The following is a 15,846-nucleotide window of genomic DNA, read 5'->3' as shown; positions in this document are numbered from 1 at the left end:
GGCGGTTGCGGGGGCCGGGTCGCGGCTTGCGCCGCTCCTACACGGGGCGGTTGTCGGTTATGCCGCGGCTTTGAGCGCGCATTGCGCGGCCAGCGCGGCGGCGCCGAGCAGGCCGGGCTGCGGATGGGTCACCGCCAGGGTCGGCACCCGCGCCATCGTCGGCGAGAACCGGCCCTTGTGCTCGAAGCGCTGGCGGAAGCCCGAGTGCGCCAGCCACGGCATCAGCTTGGGCACCAGGCCGCCGGGCAGGAATACGCCGTCCCAGGCGCCGAGCGTGAGGACGAGGTCGCCCGCGGCGGCGCCGAACACCGCGCAGAACACGTCGATCGCGCGCAGGCAGCGCACGTCGCCTTCGCGCGCCATCGCGGTGATGTCCTGCGGCTGCAAGGGGCCGGGGTCTTCGCCGGCGATCTGGCTCAGCGCGCGGTGCAGGTTGACCAGGCCGCTGCCGCTGATCAGCCGCTCGTTCGACACCCGGCCGAATTCGCCCGACAGGCGCTTGAGGACGTCGATCTCCTCGGGATTGTTCGGCGCGAAGCTGACGTGGCCGCCTTCGGTCTGCAAGGGATAGAAACGCCCGTCGCGGCGCAGCAGCGCGCCGACGCCGAGGCCGGTGCCGGGGCCGATGATCGCGTAGGTGCGGTCGCCGCTGTCGTTCCAACCGTTCCAGCGCACGCCGCCGATCGGCACCACGTCGCCGGTGCCGAGCAGCGACACCGCCATCGCCTGCGCGGCGAAATCGTTGACCAAGTCGATGCGGGTCAATCCCAGCGCGATGCGCGTGCGCTCGGCCGAAATCACCCACGGATGATTGGTGATCCGCGCCTCGTCGCCGTCGACCCGCCCGGCCACCGCGAACACGCCATGACTCGGCGCGGCGCCGACCTTGTCGAGGTAATGGCGCGCGGCGTCGGCCAGCGACGGAAAGTCGGCGACCGCGTACACCTGCACGCTGTCGGGCAGCAGCGCCGGCGCGGACGGGTCGGAGGTGCCGAGGGCGAAGCGGGCGTTGGTGCCGCCGATATCGGCCAACAACGCGCCGGTCATGCGCCGCCTCCACGTTCGCCGTTGCCGGGCGGGAGGAAACGCTCGGCTTCGACCGGGCCCCAGGAACCGGCGGGATACTCCAGCGCCGGCTGCGCGGTTTCGCTCCACGCGCTCTCGATGCTGTCGATCCACTGCCACGCCGCCTCGACTTCGTCGTCGCGCACGAACAGGGTCTGGTTGCCGCGCAGCGCGTCGACGATCAGCCGCTCGTAAGCGATGCGCCGCTGCGGCGAGGCCGACATCGACAGGTCCAGCGACATCGGCTTGAGCTCCAGCGCGCCCCATTCCGGCGCGGCCAGGCTGCCCATCAGGCCCAGTTCGATGGTCTCGTCGGGTTGCAGGCGCATGCGCAGGCGGTTCGGGCGTTCGCGGCCGCGGCGAGGGCGTTCGAACAGCCAGTGCGAGGTCGGCCGGAACGACACCACCACCTCGGTTGCGCGCTCGGCCAGGCGCTTGCCGGTGACCAAACGGAAGGGAACACCCGCCCAACGCCAGTTGTCGATGAAGGTCTCGACCGCGACGAAAGTTTCCACCGGCGACTCGTGCACGAAGCCCTTGACCGCGCGCCCCTCGACCACGCCGGCGCCGTAGCGCCCGCGCACCGTACGCTGCGCCGCGTCGCTGGCCGTGACCGGCCGCAGCGCGCGCAGCACCTTGCGCTTCTCGTCGCGGATCGAATCGGCGTCCAGCGCCGACGGCGGCTCCATCGCGATCAGCGCGAGCAGTTGCAGCATGTGGTTCTGGACCATGTCGCGCAGCGCGCCATAGCCGGCGTAATAGCCTTCGCGGCCGTCCACGCCGGCGGTCTCGCCGACGAAGATGTCGACCGACTCGATCCAGCGGTGCTGCCACACCGCCTCCAGCAAGGTGTTGCCGAAGCGCAGCGCGAGCAGGTTCTGCACCGCGGCCTTGCCGAGGTAATGGTCGATGCGGAAGATCCGCGACTCGTCCAGGCAGGCGCGCAGCGCGGCGTTGATCGCGCGCGCCGAGGCCAGGTCGCGGCCGATCGGCTTTTCCAGCACCAGCCGCGACTCGCCTTCGAGCAGGCCGGCGGCCTTCAGGCCCTTGGCGCACGGCACGAACAGGTCGGGCGGGGTGGCCAGGTAACTGACGCTGGGACGGTCGGCGTAGGCCGACAGCGCGGCGGCGATCGCCGATTCGTCGCGCAGGTCGACCGAGACGTAGGCGATGCGCGCGAGCAGGTCCTCGACCAGGGCCGGATCGTCGGCGACCTCGCCGGCCATGCGCTCGCGCAGCCAGGCGCGGAACTCGTCGTCGCTCAGTTCCTGGCGGCCGACCGCGACGATGCGCAGCGACGCCGGCAGCAGCCGGTCGCGCCACAGATGGACCAGCGAGGGGAACAGGTAACGCTGGGAGAGATCGCCGGTGGCGCCGAACAGCAGCAGAGTGTCGTGCATGGAGCGGACGGACCAAGAGGAAAGGGGGAAGCCGGAAGCCGCTCGGCGGCGGTGCGAAGCGGCGTTCGCGACCGGCGCCCAAGCATAGACGCTGCCCGGGCGGCGGGCGAACTTTCGCCGGCCGCTCAGGGCGGACGCAACGAAGGATTCCGACGCGCGTCGCGGCGCGAACGGGCCGCATCGGGCCGGCGAGCCGCGGCGTGCGCGCGCAGCGCGCGTGCGCCGCGACCGGCCTCGGCAGGAGCGGCCGCGACAGCGGCAGCGGTAAAGTCGGTCATCGGCGCTGGCCTGCGTGGCGGCCCGCTCGGCGGGCCAGGGATTGCGACAGGACGTGCATGAAAACGATTACATGGGCAGAATAGCCCACGGCGCGGCCGATTGCACACCGCGCGCCCGCTCAGTCCGGAGAATTCATGGCGAAGGTCAGTCTGCAGCATCTGCGCAAGGTCTATCCGAACGGCTATGTCGGCGTCGCCGACGCCAGCTTCGACATCGCCGACGGCGAGCTGTTGGTGCTGGTCGGGCCGTCGGGTTGCGGCAAGTCGACCCTGCTGCGGATGATCGCGGGGCTGGAATCGATCAGCGGCGGCGAACTGCGCATCGGCGAGCGCCTGGTCAACGAGGTGCCGCCGAAGGACCGCGACATCGCCATGGTGTTCCAGAGCTATGCGCTGTACCCGCACATGACCGTGGCCGAGAACCTCGGCTTCGGCCTCAAGCTGCGCGGCCTCGGCAAGGCCGAGGTCGCCAGGCAAGTCGCCGAGGCGGCGGCGATGCTGGAACTGGAGCCGTTGCTGGAGCGCAAGCCCGCCGCGCTGTCCGGCGGCCAGCGCCAGCGCGTCGCGCTGGGGCGCGCGCTGGTGCGCAAGGCGCAGGTGTTCCTGCTCGACGAACCGCTGTCGAACCTCGACGCCAAGCTACGCATGACCATGCGGGTCGAGATCGCGCGGCTGCACCGCCAGCTCGGCACCACGATGGTCTATGTCACCCACGATCAGGTCGAGGCGATGACCCTTGGGCATCGCATCGTGGTCATGAAGGACGGCAAGATCCAGCAGATCGATACGCCGATGGAGCTCTACAACCGGCCGGTCAACCTGTTCGTGGCGACGTTTCTCGGCAGCCCGAAGATGAACATTTTGTGGGGGCCGGTGAGCGAGCGCGACGGCGGGCTGCACCTGAAGATCGGCGAGGGCGTGGAACTGCGCTTGCGGCCGCAGGGCGAGTTGCTGGAGAAGGTGCGCGGCTACATCGGCCGCGAGTTGATGGTCGGCCTGCGGCCGGAGGACATGCATCTGGCCGACGCCGGCTCCGACACCGTGCCGGCCAAGGTCGAAGTGGTCGAGCCGGTCGGCAACGAAGCCTTCCTCAATCTCGGCTGCGGCGGCTGCGATCTGGTCGTGCGCTTGCCGCCGTTCCACCTGCCGCGCGCCGGCGATACGGTGCATTTGTCGTATGCGGCCGAGCGCATGCATTTCTTCGATCGCGAGAGCGAGTTGCGGCTTTGAGTGTCGAAGTCAGGGCAGGCGTTGCGGTGGCATCGCGCTGAAGTCTCTGGATTCCCGCGTTCGCGGGAATGACGGTAGGAGGGATTCGGCGCGGTTCTAGGGGCGCGCCGACGTAGAAAGAACTCGCCGCGTCGTCTCCGGTCCGTCATTCCCGCGAACGCGGGAATCCAGGGCTCCATCGCGACGAATCCCCCGAACGATCAAGCCTCCACCGTCTCCACCGCCCACGGCGGCAACACCCCCGCCGGCCGCCCCGCGCCGGCCGCCTGCGCATCCGCGGCGGCGGCCGCGTCGTCGGCCAGCAGCACCACGCGCTCGACCTGGGCGATCTGCTCGCGGTCGCCGAACGGCGCGGTCAGGGTCGGCGAGATCAGGCTGATCAGCCGCGCCAGCATCAGCGCGTCGCTGACTTTCTCGCCCATGCACAAGGACGCGATCAGCTCGTCCAGGCGCTCGCCGGCCAACAGCCCCGACAGCGCCTTCAGACACAGGTGCAACCGCATGCCGAGCTCGTTGCGCGACACCTGCGGCAAGGCCCGCGCGAACGCCTCGAAGAAGCGGCCGAAGATCGGTTCGTAGTGCTCGCGCAGATAGTTGCGCACGAACGGCGAGGGATCGCTGTAGACCCGGCCGAGCAGGCGCACGAAGCCGCTGCCGTCCTCGCTGGCGCGGCTCATGCGCAGCGCCGGCACGAACAGCGCGCTGAGCACCGCCGAGGCGTCGAGGCCGGCGCCGCCGTACTGGCGCTCGCACGCCGACAGCAGGCGCAGGCGCTCCTGGTTGAGCCGGTCCAGGCGCGCGTGCAGCAAGGTCTGCATCAGCCCTTCCTTGCCGCCGAAGTGGTAGTTGACCGCGGCCAGGTTGGTGCCGGCCAGGGTGGTGATCTGGCGCAGCGACATGGCTTCGAAGCCGTGTTCGACGAACAGCGCCTCGGCGGCTTCCAGCAAGCGCGCCTTGGTGTGGCCGGCGTTGAGGATTTTCGTGCTCATTCAACGGCTTGCGCCGGACCCTCCAAAAGCGGCCGCGCTCCGGCGGCAAGACAGGACGAAGGTTGCGCGACCTAGGGTCAGCGCGCTTTCTGGCATACGTGCGACAGCGAATCACGCTGCGTCGCAATATGTCATGAGTTCGACGGCGGTCGCACTCGCGGCGTGAGCGATTTCGCGCGCCGGCTTTGCCGATCGCGGCGATCGGGCGGCGCGGCCGGTCCGGCGCGGTTGCGGCGGCAGCGGCGGAATCCGGCGGACATCCCGCGCGCGCCGGCTTTCGCCCAGGCCCGCGCCGCGCCGCGAACGCGCGCGGCGGTTCGCGCCGATGCCCGGGCATGGCCGCGCGTTCGCGACGTGGGCGCGAAAATGGCCGCAAGCGTGTTGAGTCTTGCCGCCGATTGCGTGCACACTGAGGCCGAGTGTTCCGGCCACACTCGATACGCGGCGAGGAGGGGAGTCCGCGCCGTGGCCGCATCGACCCCCGGCGCAGCCGGGACCGGAACCTTGGGAGGGACCCGATGGACAAACCGTCCGCGCCCGGCCGTCGCCCGGCACCGCCGCCCGTCCGGGCGCGCGTGCGCCGCGCCCGCGCCGCGGCCGCGCTGCTTGCCCTATTCGCCGCAACAGGATGTCAAACCGCCATGTCCAGTTCCGCCACCCCAGACCCGAGCGCCGGCGCGCAAGCCGTCACCACCGAACAGTGGCCGCTGCGGTTCCAGCGCCACCGCTTCGGCGGCTTCTGCTTCGACACCTGGGGCTGCAGCATCGTCTACGACGGCTTTCCGCACGGCCAGGACGACCGCGAGCGGCTCAGCGCCTCGGCGGCGTCGTTCGGCGCCGCGTACCCGAAGCGGATGAAGGCCGCGCACCTGGACATCGCCAATTTCCCGGCCCCGGCCGAGGTCAGCTGGCGGGCCAAGGACAAGAGCGAGCACCACGCCCGCATCGACATCGGCGCGATCTTCGCCGACGGGCTGATCCGCCACGAAGCCGCGCGCGAGGACGTCGCCGCCGGCGTCAGCCTCAACGATCCGGAAATCATCCTGGAAGTGAACGACCGCACCATCAACGTCTACATGCGCTGCATGATTCCGTTGAAGGCGCCGCTCGATCCGGCCAACCCGAACAGCGACTTCCGCGCCGACCTGGTGCGGGTGTACTCGCAGACGTACTGAGCGACGCGCGGGCGGCCCGCAAGCCGATCGCGCACGCGGCGCAGCGCCGCGACCGAGCCGAAGCCGGCCGCCCGAGGCGCCGCGCGGCACCGCAAGCCAGAATCAAGGAGAGTTCGCGATGGGCGGTGGCAAGAATCCCGACGGCGTCAAAACCTATCCGGCCGACCGGCACGACCTGGACAGCTACGTCGAGGCCGCTCAGGCGCTGTCGCAGCTGCAGGCGCCGAAGCTGCTCGACTCGCGCGACCCGCACTCGCGCCTGTTCGTGGCCTGCTTCGACGGCACCGGCAACAGCATGTACGGCACCGACCCGAAGAACCACACCAACGTGGCCGAGGTCGCCAAGCAGTTGCAGAACGGCCTGCGCGACGACATCGCGGTGGGTTACGTGGAAGGCCCGGGCACGCAGAAGAACGCGCTGACCCGCGGCCTGGACGCGGCCACCGGCAAGAGCTTCGATCCGCGCCTGGAAAAGATGTACGCGCAGTTCATCGAACAGGCCAAGGCGTGGAAGGCCGAAGACCCCGACGCCAAGATCCGCGTCGCCGGCATCGGCTACAGCCGCGGCGCCGAGCAGGAGGCCGCGTTCTCGCGTCTGGTCGACGAGCGCGGCATCCAGGACCCGGCCGGCGCGGTCTACGTCAAGGACAAGGCCGGCAACATCGTCGCGCCGCCTACGTATCGCAACGCGCCGCTGCAGGACCCGGCGCAGGAAAAGGTGCCGCAGGCGGTCGGCCTGTTCGATCCGGTCGGCACCGGCGAGCCGCGCAAGCACGACCGGCGCCTGCCGCCGTCGGTGATGTCGGCGTTCCAGATCACCGCCGAGGACGAGCGCCGCGACCTGTTCAAGTCGACCAGCATCGTGCGCGAAGGCCACAGCGAGAACCAGCGCTTCCTCAACGTCACCGTCGGCGGCGCGCACAGCAACATCGGCGGCAGCTACGAGCTCAACGGGCTGTCGATCCGCAGCGGCAACCTGATGGTGGACTACCTCAACAGCCTCAGCGACCAGCCGTACCTGCAAAAACGCGCCGAGCCGACCGACCCCAAGCTCAATGTGGTGCACCGTTCCGACCAGCCGCTGTTCTACACCACCTTCGGCTTCCGCGACGGCGAGCGCGACCGGATCGAGACGGTCGCGAGCAAGGATCAGGTGCGCCGCCACCTCGTCGCCGATCCGAACCACAAGGAGCCGATCGACGAAGCGATGAGCGCGCGGTTCGAGCGCAATCCGGTGCGGATCGGCCCGACCCCGGGCGGCGAGACCGGCATCGTCGCCGGCGGCCGCAGCCAGGACAGCGATATCGACCGCACCTTCGCGCGCTTGGTCGAAGCCGCGCGCAACGGCGATACCGGCGCGTTCCGCGACGCCACCCGCGAGCATGCGCAGAACCCGCAGACGCAGGAGCGCTTCCAGGCCGGACTCGAGCGCTACCAGCAGCTCAACCCGCCGACGCCGCAGCTGCCCGCGCAGCCGGAAACGCAGCGGCAACCGCCGCCGCAGGCCGACGGGCCGTCGCCGCAGCGCGCGCCGGGCCTGTGATGAGCGATCAACGATTTTATCCAGAGGCGAATCCGACGGTGCAGGACGCACAGGAACTGAAACGACTGGCCGCCGACCTGGCGGTGTTCGCGCAGCACTTGCAGGAGCAGAACGAACGCGCGGTCCAGCACGTGGACCGCAGCGCCGACGAACTGCACCGCGCCGCGCTCGGCATGGGCGCCGGCGCGCAGGAACTGGCCCAGCAACTGATCGGCGTGGTCCAGAACCAGGCCCACGAAGCCATCGGCCGCGGCGTCGAGCAGGCCTTCGGCAGCGCCGGCGCGCAGTTGCGCGAGAGCGTCGAGCTGACCCAGCGCGCGGCCAAGGCGCTGGAAGACCAGCGCAAGGCGCTGGAGCGCTCGCAGCAGATCCTGATCTACAAGGCGGTGCTGGCGCTGCTGGTCGGCTCGATCCTGGCGGTCGGCGGCAGTTGGTACTACATCGACAAATCCGCGCGCGAAATCCAGCGCGCCGAGTTCGCCCGCGACATCGTCGAAGCCACCCGCAACGGCACCTTGACCCGCTGCGACGGCGCCCTGTGCGCGCGCGCCGGCAACAAGCGGGCCGGGCCGAAGGGCGAATACGTGCTGCTGGAGCAGCCGAAGAAATAAGCCGGGAACCCGACTGCAGGAGCGACGCGAGTCGCGACCGCGACAATGCAACTACGCCGCGACTTTCGCCGTAGCTGCGTTGTCGCGGTCGCGACTCGCGTCGCTCCTACAGGGAGCTACCGCCGACGCGCGCGGGCAGGGTAGGCTGCAGCGATGAACGACACCGCCCCGCATACCGACGCCCGCATCGAACCGGCCACGATCCTGATCACCGGCGGCAGCGGCTTCCTCGGCAGCCGCTGCATCGCCCAGGCGCTCGCCGCCGGCCATCGCGTGCGCGCCAGCGTCCGCGACCTCGCGCGCGAGCCGCAGCTGCGCGCCGTACTGGCGCGCGCGGGCGTCGACGCCGGCGACCGGCTCAGCCTGCACACCGCCGACCTGCGCGACGACGCCGGCTGGGCGCAGGCCGCGGCCGGCTGCGATTACGCGCTGCACGTGGCCTCGCCGTTTCCGGCCGACATTCCGCGCAATGCCGACGAGCTCATCGTGCCGGCGCGCGAGGGCACCCTGCGGGTGCTGCGCGCCGCGCGCGACGCCGGCCTGCGCCGGGTGGTGCTGACCTCGTCGTTCGCCGCGGTCGGTTACGGCCATCCGCCGCGTTCGCAGCCGTTCGACGAGGAAACCTGGAGCGACACCGCCACGCCGCTGGCGCCGTACGTCGCCTCCAAGACCCTGGCCGAACGCGCGGCCTGGGATTTCATCGCCACGTACGGCGGCAGCCTGGAACTGGCCACGGTCAATCCGGTCGGCATTTTCGGGCCGGTGCTCAGCGACGATTTCGCCACCTCGATCCTGCTGGTCAAGCGCCTGCTCGACGGCGCGCTGCCGGGCGCGCCGAAGCTCTACTTCGGCGTGGTCGACGTGCGCGACGTCGCCGACCTGCACCTGCGCGCGATGACCGACCCGGCCGCGCGCGGCCAGCGCTTCCTCGCCACCGCCGGCGATTTCCTCAGCGTCGCGCAGATGGCCGCGGTGTTGCGCGACGAGCTCGGCGCGGCCGCGCGGCGGGTGCCGTCGCGGCAGTTGCCGAACTGGCTCGTGCGGCTGGCCGCGCTGGCCGATCCGACGGTGCGGCAGATCCTGCCGGACCTGGGCAAGTTCAAGAACGCCAGCAACGCCAAGGCGCGGCGGCTGCTGGGCTGGAATCCGCGCAGCGCGCCGGAGGCGTTGCTGGCGACGGCGCGCAGTCTGATCGAGCTGGGGCTGGTGCGCGGCTGAGTTTCGAGGGCGGCCGCTTTTGTGGGGCGGGGTTCGGCCGCGAGGCTGTGTTTGGGATCGCCGCGCCCTGGCGCGAGAGGGGCGGTAGCGAAGACTTTTCCACGAAGCCGGGGAGCCGCAGACTTCGGAGTCGTGTCGCGATGAAGCCCTGGATGCCCGCTTTCGCGGGCATGACGATGGGTGCGCTTTCGCGGGTATGACGATGGGCCCGCGTTCGCGGGCATGGCGACGGGGAGGCTGGCCGCTTTGGCCAGGACTTCGGCGTCCGCGATTCAGAGGAACTCGGCGCGGATGCGGTCGACATCGAACGGATCGACGTCGCCATCGGCCGCGAACACGGTATCGGCCTGCGCGCGCTCGGCCACCGGACTTCCGCGCGCATGCGCGTGCAGCTCGAACAGACTGTACAGATCCGGCGACGCGTCGTACTCCATCGCGCGCAGGATCAGCGAAATCCCCGACAGCTGGTTGGCCGCGTTGTTCCAGCGCGGATGCCCGCCGATGCCGACGTCGCACCACACCGCCTGTGCGCGCTCCAGGTCGAGCAGGAACGGCAGGCAGCTGTTCTGTTTCGACGCCAGATCGATGCGGTCGTGCACGGTGCGCGCCTCGAACGGCTCGCCCGAAGCGATGTCCTCGCGCGCCATCCAACCGGCGAAGCATTCCGGCAGGTCGCAGTAGGGCTGCTCGGTGAAACTGTGGATGCTGACCGCGACGAAGCCGATGCCGGATTCGCGCAAGCGCGGCAGGTCCAGGTCGATGAACTCGGCCGCGCCGTTCGGCGCGTCGACCACGTCGCCGCTGTGGTGGCCGCCGTAGCCGCGCAGGTTGTAGTAGGAGATCGTATCGAGGAAGCGGAACTCGCGGTCGAAGAACGCCGCCGACAAGTCGATGTCGGTGCGGCTGCGGCCGTTCTTCCACCACAGGAACAGGCGCATGAAGCGCGCGTCGGGCAGCGCCAGACGGCTGCCGCGGGTCAGCGTGCGCAGCGAGCGCGAGGCCGCGCGCTGCGCCAGCGGCGCGCGCAGCTCGCGCAGGGCCGGGTCGATCCAGCAACGGCCCAGCTGCGCGCGCTCGGCGAAGCGCGCGCGCAGGGCGTCGGCGCAGATCGCCGCGCCGGCTTCGGCCGTGCCGGGCGGCAGCGGCGCGCGGCGGTCGCGCGCGCCCCAGGCGCGCGCGGTGTCGCCCTTGGGGAAGAACACCCGCAGCGGCGCGCGGCCGCGGTGGCGCAAATGGCTGTGCAGTTGCAGCAGCACCGGCGTCGACACGCGCGGCGCCGCGGCCTGGAACCGGCGCAGCACCTCGTCGCTGCCGGCGCCGCTGCGCAGCAAGTGGTCCAGGCGCCGCGCCAGTTCGCCGGGGCGCTGGCTCAGGCGTTGCGCGGCGGCATCGCCGCGGCCTTCGCGCAGGTCGCGTTCGATCGCGCTGTTGAAGCGCTCGAACGGCCGGTCCTCGCGCAGCGTCAGGAACGCGTTCCAGGTCGCCGGCAGGCGCTCGCGGTACTCGCCCGGGTGCAGGCGTTCGCCGAGGCGCTTCCAGCGTTCCTTCCAGCGCAGCATGTCTTCAGTGGGGTCGCCGCAGGCTTCCAGCGCTTGCAGCAGCAGGCGCCGCACGGCGCGCGGAAAGCGGCCGAAGCGGGTCGGTTCGGCCAGCGACACGTCGCCTTCGCTGAAGGCCACGGCCACGCGCAGTGCATCGGTCGCGGTGGCCAGGCGTTCGCGCACGAACGCCTCGCTGCGCGCGCCGGGCGCGCGGCGCAGCAGCGCGGCGGCGATGAAGGCGAAGTTTTCCTTGAACGGGATGGATTCGGGCAGCATCCGCAGCACGTGCTCGCGGTACTGGCCGACGAACCAGCCCAGGTCGTCCTTGTCCTGCTGCGACAGCGAGGTCGGCGAGGCGGCCAGACGGGTGCAGACGGCTTCGAATTCCTCGCTCGTGCCCAGGCCGATCAGGCGCAGCGCGCGCCCGCCGCGCAACGGCGGCGACGGCTCAGGTTCGATCGCGTGCAGTTGCAGCCGGGTGACGTAGTGGAACATCGCACGCTGGTACAGCTGGACTTCCTCGACCCGCAGCACCCCGACCGGGAAGTCGGGAAACAGCGGCCGCAGCTGGCGGTGCGCGCCGGTCATCTTGGCCAGCGCCGGGCGCAATTCGCGCAGGCAGCGCGCCAGTTGTTCGGGCGATTGGGTTTGCAGCCGCTCCAGCGCCTCGGGCGCGAGCGCGAAGCCGAGTTGCTCCAGCTCCTGCTGCACCATCGCGACCTGCGCGTCGCTGGCGCCGCCGTCGCCGGGCTTGAGCAGGAACTTGCCGCTCCTGCGCAGGAAGATTCCGTTCATCGCGCGCTCCTTCGGTCGCCGCAAACAAAAGGCCCGCCGAAGCGGGCCGGTGTGGGAAGCGGGCGCCCTAGGTTCTCAGAAGAAGGAAGGACGCCCATAGCCACGCCGCGAGCATAGCCAGCGCCGGCGCGCGCGCCAAGTCCGCCGGTCGGGGCTCAGGCGGCGGCCGCCGCGGCTTCGGCGCGCGCCGACTGGCGCTTGAGCGCGGCGATCGCCAGCACCAGCAAAGTCATCGGCAGCAGCGAGAGATAGAACGCGCCGCCGCCGCCGATGCGGGCGAACAACTGGCCGGTGATGAACGAGCCGGTGGTGCCGCCGAGCGCGGAGAACACCACGATCAGCCCGGTCATCGCCGCGTGCCGCGATTTCGGCAGCGAGCTCAGCACGACCGAGTTGATCGCCGGATAGATCGGCGCCATGAACAAGCCGATCAGCGGGAACACGAACGCGGCCGGCGGCGCGCTCATCCAGCTCATCTGCGCCTGCGGCTGGGCGCCGCGCGCCAGCGGCAGCGCCAGCAGCACCAGCACGCCCATCGCCAGCACGCAGCCGATCAGCAGCCAGTGCCAGGGCACGCGCCGCAGCGCCAGGCCCGCGGCGAGCCGGCCCAGCGCCAGCGACACCGCGAAGATGCTCGCCGCCTGCACGCTCATCTTCGCCGGCAGGTGCAGGATTTCGCGGTTGAAGGTCGGCAGCCAGGTGCCGACGCTTTGTTCGATCAACACGTACAGGAACGCCGAGGCCAGGAACGCGGCGACCAGGGGCAGGGCGATCAGGCGGAACATGTCGAGGAAGGATTCGCCCGCGGCATGGCCGTCGCGCGCGGCGCGCTCGTCGAGCCGGGCGCCGGCGAGCAGGGCGATGATGACCGCGGCGATGCCGGCCAGCAGCCAGTAGACGTTGAGCCAGACCGGGTCGCCCGGCGATTGCGGATCGATGAACCAGGCGAAGATCCAGTAGCCGGCGAGCACGCCGACCATGAACCAGCCTTCGATGATGCTGGTGAGGCTGGCGTGGGCTTGTTTGCCGTCGGTCAGCAGGCCGATCGACGAATACACCGAGACCTTGACCAGGGCGAAGGCGACGCCGGTGGCGATGAACAAGACCTTGGTCATCCAGAACGCGGCGACCAGCGGCATCGCCGCGCAGGCGACCAGGACCAGGGCGAGGCCGATCATCATCGAGCGGCGATAGCCCAGCCGCGGCAGCAGCGAGGCGGTCAGGAACGACACGACCGCGATCGGCAGGTCCTTGAACGCTTCCAGGATGCTGGCCTGGGCCTTGTCGATGGCGAAGCCCTGGATCGACTGCAGGATCACCGTGCCGACGCTGTTGAGCAGGACCCCGAACATCATGTAGGTCAGGATCATGGCCGCGATCATGCGGCGGCGGTGGGCGGTGGCGACGGTCATGCGGGCTCCGGGAGGCGGTGGCTGCGGGGAGATCGTGCGGCATGGGGGCGGCGCGGGGTAGGGACGGCCCTCACCCCAACCCCTCTCCCGCAAGCGGGAGAGGGGCTTCAAAGCGCAAGCGTCGCCAGCTGTCCCTTCTCCCGTTTACGGGAGAAGGTGCCCCCGAAGGGGCGGATGAGGGCAGCGTTACCCGATCACCACTTGTAAGCCGCCGAGAACAAATACGACCGCCCCGCGATCGGCCGCCCCATGAACACCCCGCCGGTCGCCGCGCCCGGCACCCGCACATTGCCCTCGGTCAACCCGAGTTCGTTGCTGACGTTGCTGCCGGTCGCCGCGAACTCCCAATGCTCGCCCACATGCAGGTTCGCGCCGACATCCAGCGTGTGGTACGACGGCAGCTTCTGCGTATTCGCCAGATCCGCATACCGGTCGCCGATGCGCGAATAGGTCGCGAACACCTTCAGATCGCCGAACGGCAACGTCCAGTAATAGCTCGGCGTGAAGCGGAACTGCTGCTTCGGCTGGCGCATCACCTGGTTGCCGGTGAACTCGCGGTAGTTCTCGTACTTCGCATCCAGCCACACGCCGGTCAAGGCCAGCTCCAGCCCGCCGACCGGGCGCCAGGCGCCTTCGACCTCCACGCCGTAAGCGCGCGAATCGCCGACCGTGGTGAAGTTGGTGCCGTCCTGCAGGAAGGCCTGGAACGGCGAGTTGGTGAACTTGTTGTAGAACGCGGTCAGGTACAGGTCGTAGCTCTGCGCGCCGGACTTGAAGCCCAGTTCGTACTGGTCGATCTCCTGCACCTTGGTGTTGCCGTCGCGCAGGTTGTCGAACGCCGGCAGCTTGTAGCCCGAGTTGGCGCGGGCGAACACGCTGGCGTTGTCGGTCAGCTTGTAGTTCGCGCCCAGGGTCCAGGAGAAATGCTTGTCGTCCTGGTCGATGCGGCGCGAGCTCGGCAGCGAGATCGAGGTGGCGTTGTCGTACAGCGTGTTCGGATTGCCGTCCAGGTCGACCGTGGCGGTGTCGTGCACGGTGCCGTCGACCTGCTGCCACTCGTAGCGGATGCCGCCGTCCAGGCGCAGGCGCTCGTTGACCTGCCATTCGTCGGCCAGGAACACCGCGGTGTTCTGGCCGTCGTAGTCGCCGCGCAGCGAGAAGAACGAGGTGCCGGTGAAGCCGTCGCGGGTGACCTGGCGGCCGTCGGCGAGGGTCAGGTTGATGCGCCGCGCGTTGTTCTGCGCGGTCAGCAGCATGTTGTTGCCGAGGTACCAGGTGTCCTTCGAAGAATACTTGGCGAAGTACACGCCGGCGGTCAGGGTGTTGCCCTCGAACAGGTCCTTGCTGAAACGCAGGTCGTTGGTGAACGACTCGATTTCCTTGTCGACGACCCAGAAGCCGGCGGTCAGCACCTGCTGGTTGGGATCGACCGCGCCGCCGCCGTTGACGTAGGTCGCGGTGCCGGCGCTGCCGTAGCCGGCGATGAACGACGACAGCGTCTGCGGGCTGGCGCCGGTGAACAGGCCGTTGGTCGGCGCCGAGCCGGTGACGAAGTTGACCCGGTCGCTGATGGTCCAGTCGCCGACGTAGAAGTCCATCGACGCGCCGAACACGTCGAGGTTGATGCCGCGGCCGTCGGCGAGGTCGCGGCTGATGCTGGTGCCGCGGCCGGTCGGGATGGTGACGTGGCGGAAATCGTTGCCGAGCAGGGTGCCGGTCTGCGCGTTGAGGCCCGGAAAGCTCGACAGGCTGGAGCCGTTGTCGCGCGACAGCAGCGGGATCGGGGTGAAGAACGCGTTCTTGTCGTCGGTGTGGCGCGCGTAGACGGTGATCTCGCCGGCGTCCCAGCTGTGGGTCAGGGTCGCGCTGAGCTGGCCGCCCTTGTCGGCCGGGAACTGGGTGTCGCGCACGCCGTCGGTGCTGCGGTAGAAACCGCCGACGCTGTAGTACCAGCCTTCGCCGAGCTTGCCGCTGTTGAACAGGTCGACGCGGCGGAAGCCGTCGCTGCCCAGGCCCAGGCGCAGGCTGCCGGCGGGTTCTTCGCCGCCCTTCTTCTGGATGAAGTTGACGGTGGCGCCGGGCTGGCCGTTGGAGAAGATCGGGCTGGGGCCGCCGCGCAGCACTTCCATGCGCTCGATGGTGTCGTCCATGCGGAACAGCGTGGAGTTCTCCAGGAACGACAGGGTCGGCGGCGGGAACAGCGGCGCGCCGTCCATCTGCACGGTCACGAACGGCGCGTCGCCTTCCGACGGCATGCCGCGCACGAAGATGTTGGCGCCGGTGCTGCCGCCGGCCGATTCGGCCCACACGCCGGGAACCACCTTCAACGCGTCGGCGGTGCTCAGCGGCACGGCTTCCTGCAACTGCTCGGCCGAGGCGGTGGTGATCGAGAAGCTGGCGTCGCGCTTGCGCACGCCCTTGAAGCGCGCGGTGCCGCTGACCACGACCGCGTCGAGGGTGGTGGCCGAATCAGCGGCGGCGGCCGCTGCCGGCTGCGCGTCCTGAGCCAGTACGGCGCCCGGCGCGAGCGCCGCGGCGATCGCCGCGGAAAGCGCGTAACGCATCAACCGGCCGTGCGCGAGCCGGACT

The 15,846-nt window shown here is 70.1% G+C and carries 11 protein-coding genes; 5 read left to right on the top strand and 6 right to left on the bottom strand.

The features are described 5' to 3' along the window. Positions 1 to 57: 57 nt before the first annotated feature. Positions 58 to 1,047, bottom strand: a complete 990-nt coding sequence (gene glk / locus JHW38_RS04880; RefSeq protein ID WP_207524894.1) for a glucokinase — start codon at positions 1,045 to 1,047, stop codon at positions 58 to 60. Further along, positions 1,044 to 2,465, bottom strand: a complete 1,422-nt coding sequence (gene zwf / locus JHW38_RS04875; protein WP_207524893.1) for a glucose-6-phosphate dehydrogenase — start codon at positions 2,463 to 2,465, stop codon at positions 1,044 to 1,046. Before zwf ends, glk begins: the two co-directional genes overlap by 4 nt. Before the next feature lie 413 nt (positions 2,466 to 2,878). Here zwf and JHW38_RS04870 point away from each other — a divergent pair, with 413 nt between their 5' ends. Further along, entirely contained in the window at positions 2,879 to 3,973 is a 1,095-nt protein-coding gene (locus JHW38_RS04870) for an ABC transporter ATP-binding protein (RefSeq protein WP_207524892.1), read from the top strand. A gap of 200 nt (positions 3,974 to 4,173) precedes the next feature. On the opposite strand, the gene JHW38_RS04865 is transcribed toward JHW38_RS04870, so the two are convergent. Continuing rightward, the gene (locus JHW38_RS04865) at positions 4,174 to 4,962 is read right to left on the bottom strand and encodes a TetR/AcrR family transcriptional regulator (protein ID WP_207524891.1); all 789 of its coding nucleotides are present in this window, start codon (positions 4,960 to 4,962) and stop codon (positions 4,174 to 4,176) included. A 641-nt stretch (positions 4,963 to 5,603) separates the two neighbouring features. Here JHW38_RS04865 and JHW38_RS04860 point away from each other — a divergent pair. The 4 genes from JHW38_RS04860 (at position 5,604) to JHW38_RS04845 (ending at position 9,509) form a co-directional block, all read left to right on the top strand. Beyond that, complete coding sequence (locus JHW38_RS04860; RefSeq protein WP_207524890.1) at positions 5,604 to 6,137, top strand: hypothetical protein; 534 nt, start codon at positions 5,604 to 5,606, stop codon at positions 6,135 to 6,137. A gap of 118 nt (positions 6,138 to 6,255) precedes the next feature. Next, positions 6,256 to 7,680 (top strand): phospholipase effector Tle1 domain-containing protein, encoded by a 1,425-nt coding sequence (locus JHW38_RS04855; protein ID WP_207524889.1) that lies wholly within the window; start codon positions 6,256 to 6,258, stop codon positions 7,678 to 7,680. 38 nt (positions 7,681 to 7,718) lie between these two features. Then, complete coding sequence (locus JHW38_RS04850; protein WP_207524888.1) at positions 7,719 to 8,291, top strand: hypothetical protein; 573 nt, start codon at positions 7,719 to 7,721, stop codon at positions 8,289 to 8,291. A gap of 153 nt (positions 8,292 to 8,444) precedes the next feature. After that, positions 8,445 to 9,509, top strand: coding sequence for an SDR family oxidoreductase (locus tag JHW38_RS04845; RefSeq protein ID WP_207524887.1), 1,065 nt, complete (start codon positions 8,445 to 8,447; stop codon positions 9,507 to 9,509). A 272-nt stretch (positions 9,510 to 9,781) separates the two neighbouring features. On the opposite strand, the gene JHW38_RS04840 is transcribed toward JHW38_RS04845, so the two are convergent. The 3 genes from JHW38_RS04840 to JHW38_RS04830 all read right to left on the bottom strand — a co-directional run bounded on the left by JHW38_RS04840 (position 9,782) and on the right by JHW38_RS04830 (position 15,821). Continuing rightward, a complete protein-coding gene (locus tag JHW38_RS04840) occupies positions 9,782 to 11,845 on the bottom strand; it encodes a TerD family protein (protein WP_207524886.1) in 2,064 nt (687 codons plus the stop codon). 155 nt (positions 11,846 to 12,000) lie between these two features. After that, entirely contained in the window at positions 12,001 to 13,257 is a 1,257-nt protein-coding gene (locus JHW38_RS04835) for an MFS transporter (protein ID WP_242691203.1), read from the bottom strand. A gap of 194 nt (positions 13,258 to 13,451) precedes the next feature. Continuing rightward, positions 13,452 to 15,821: a TonB-dependent receptor gene (locus JHW38_RS04830; protein ID WP_207526251.1), complete on the bottom strand. Its 2,370-nt coding sequence runs from the start codon at positions 15,819 to 15,821 to the stop codon at positions 13,452 to 13,454. Positions 15,822 to 15,846: the final 25 nt, after the last annotated feature.

Source organism: Lysobacter enzymogenes (assembly GCF_017355525.1).
Taxonomy (GTDB): domain Bacteria; phylum Pseudomonadota; class Gammaproteobacteria; order Xanthomonadales; family Xanthomonadaceae; genus Lysobacter; species Lysobacter enzymogenes_C.
This window is presented reverse-complemented; position numbering and strand designations above follow the sequence as displayed.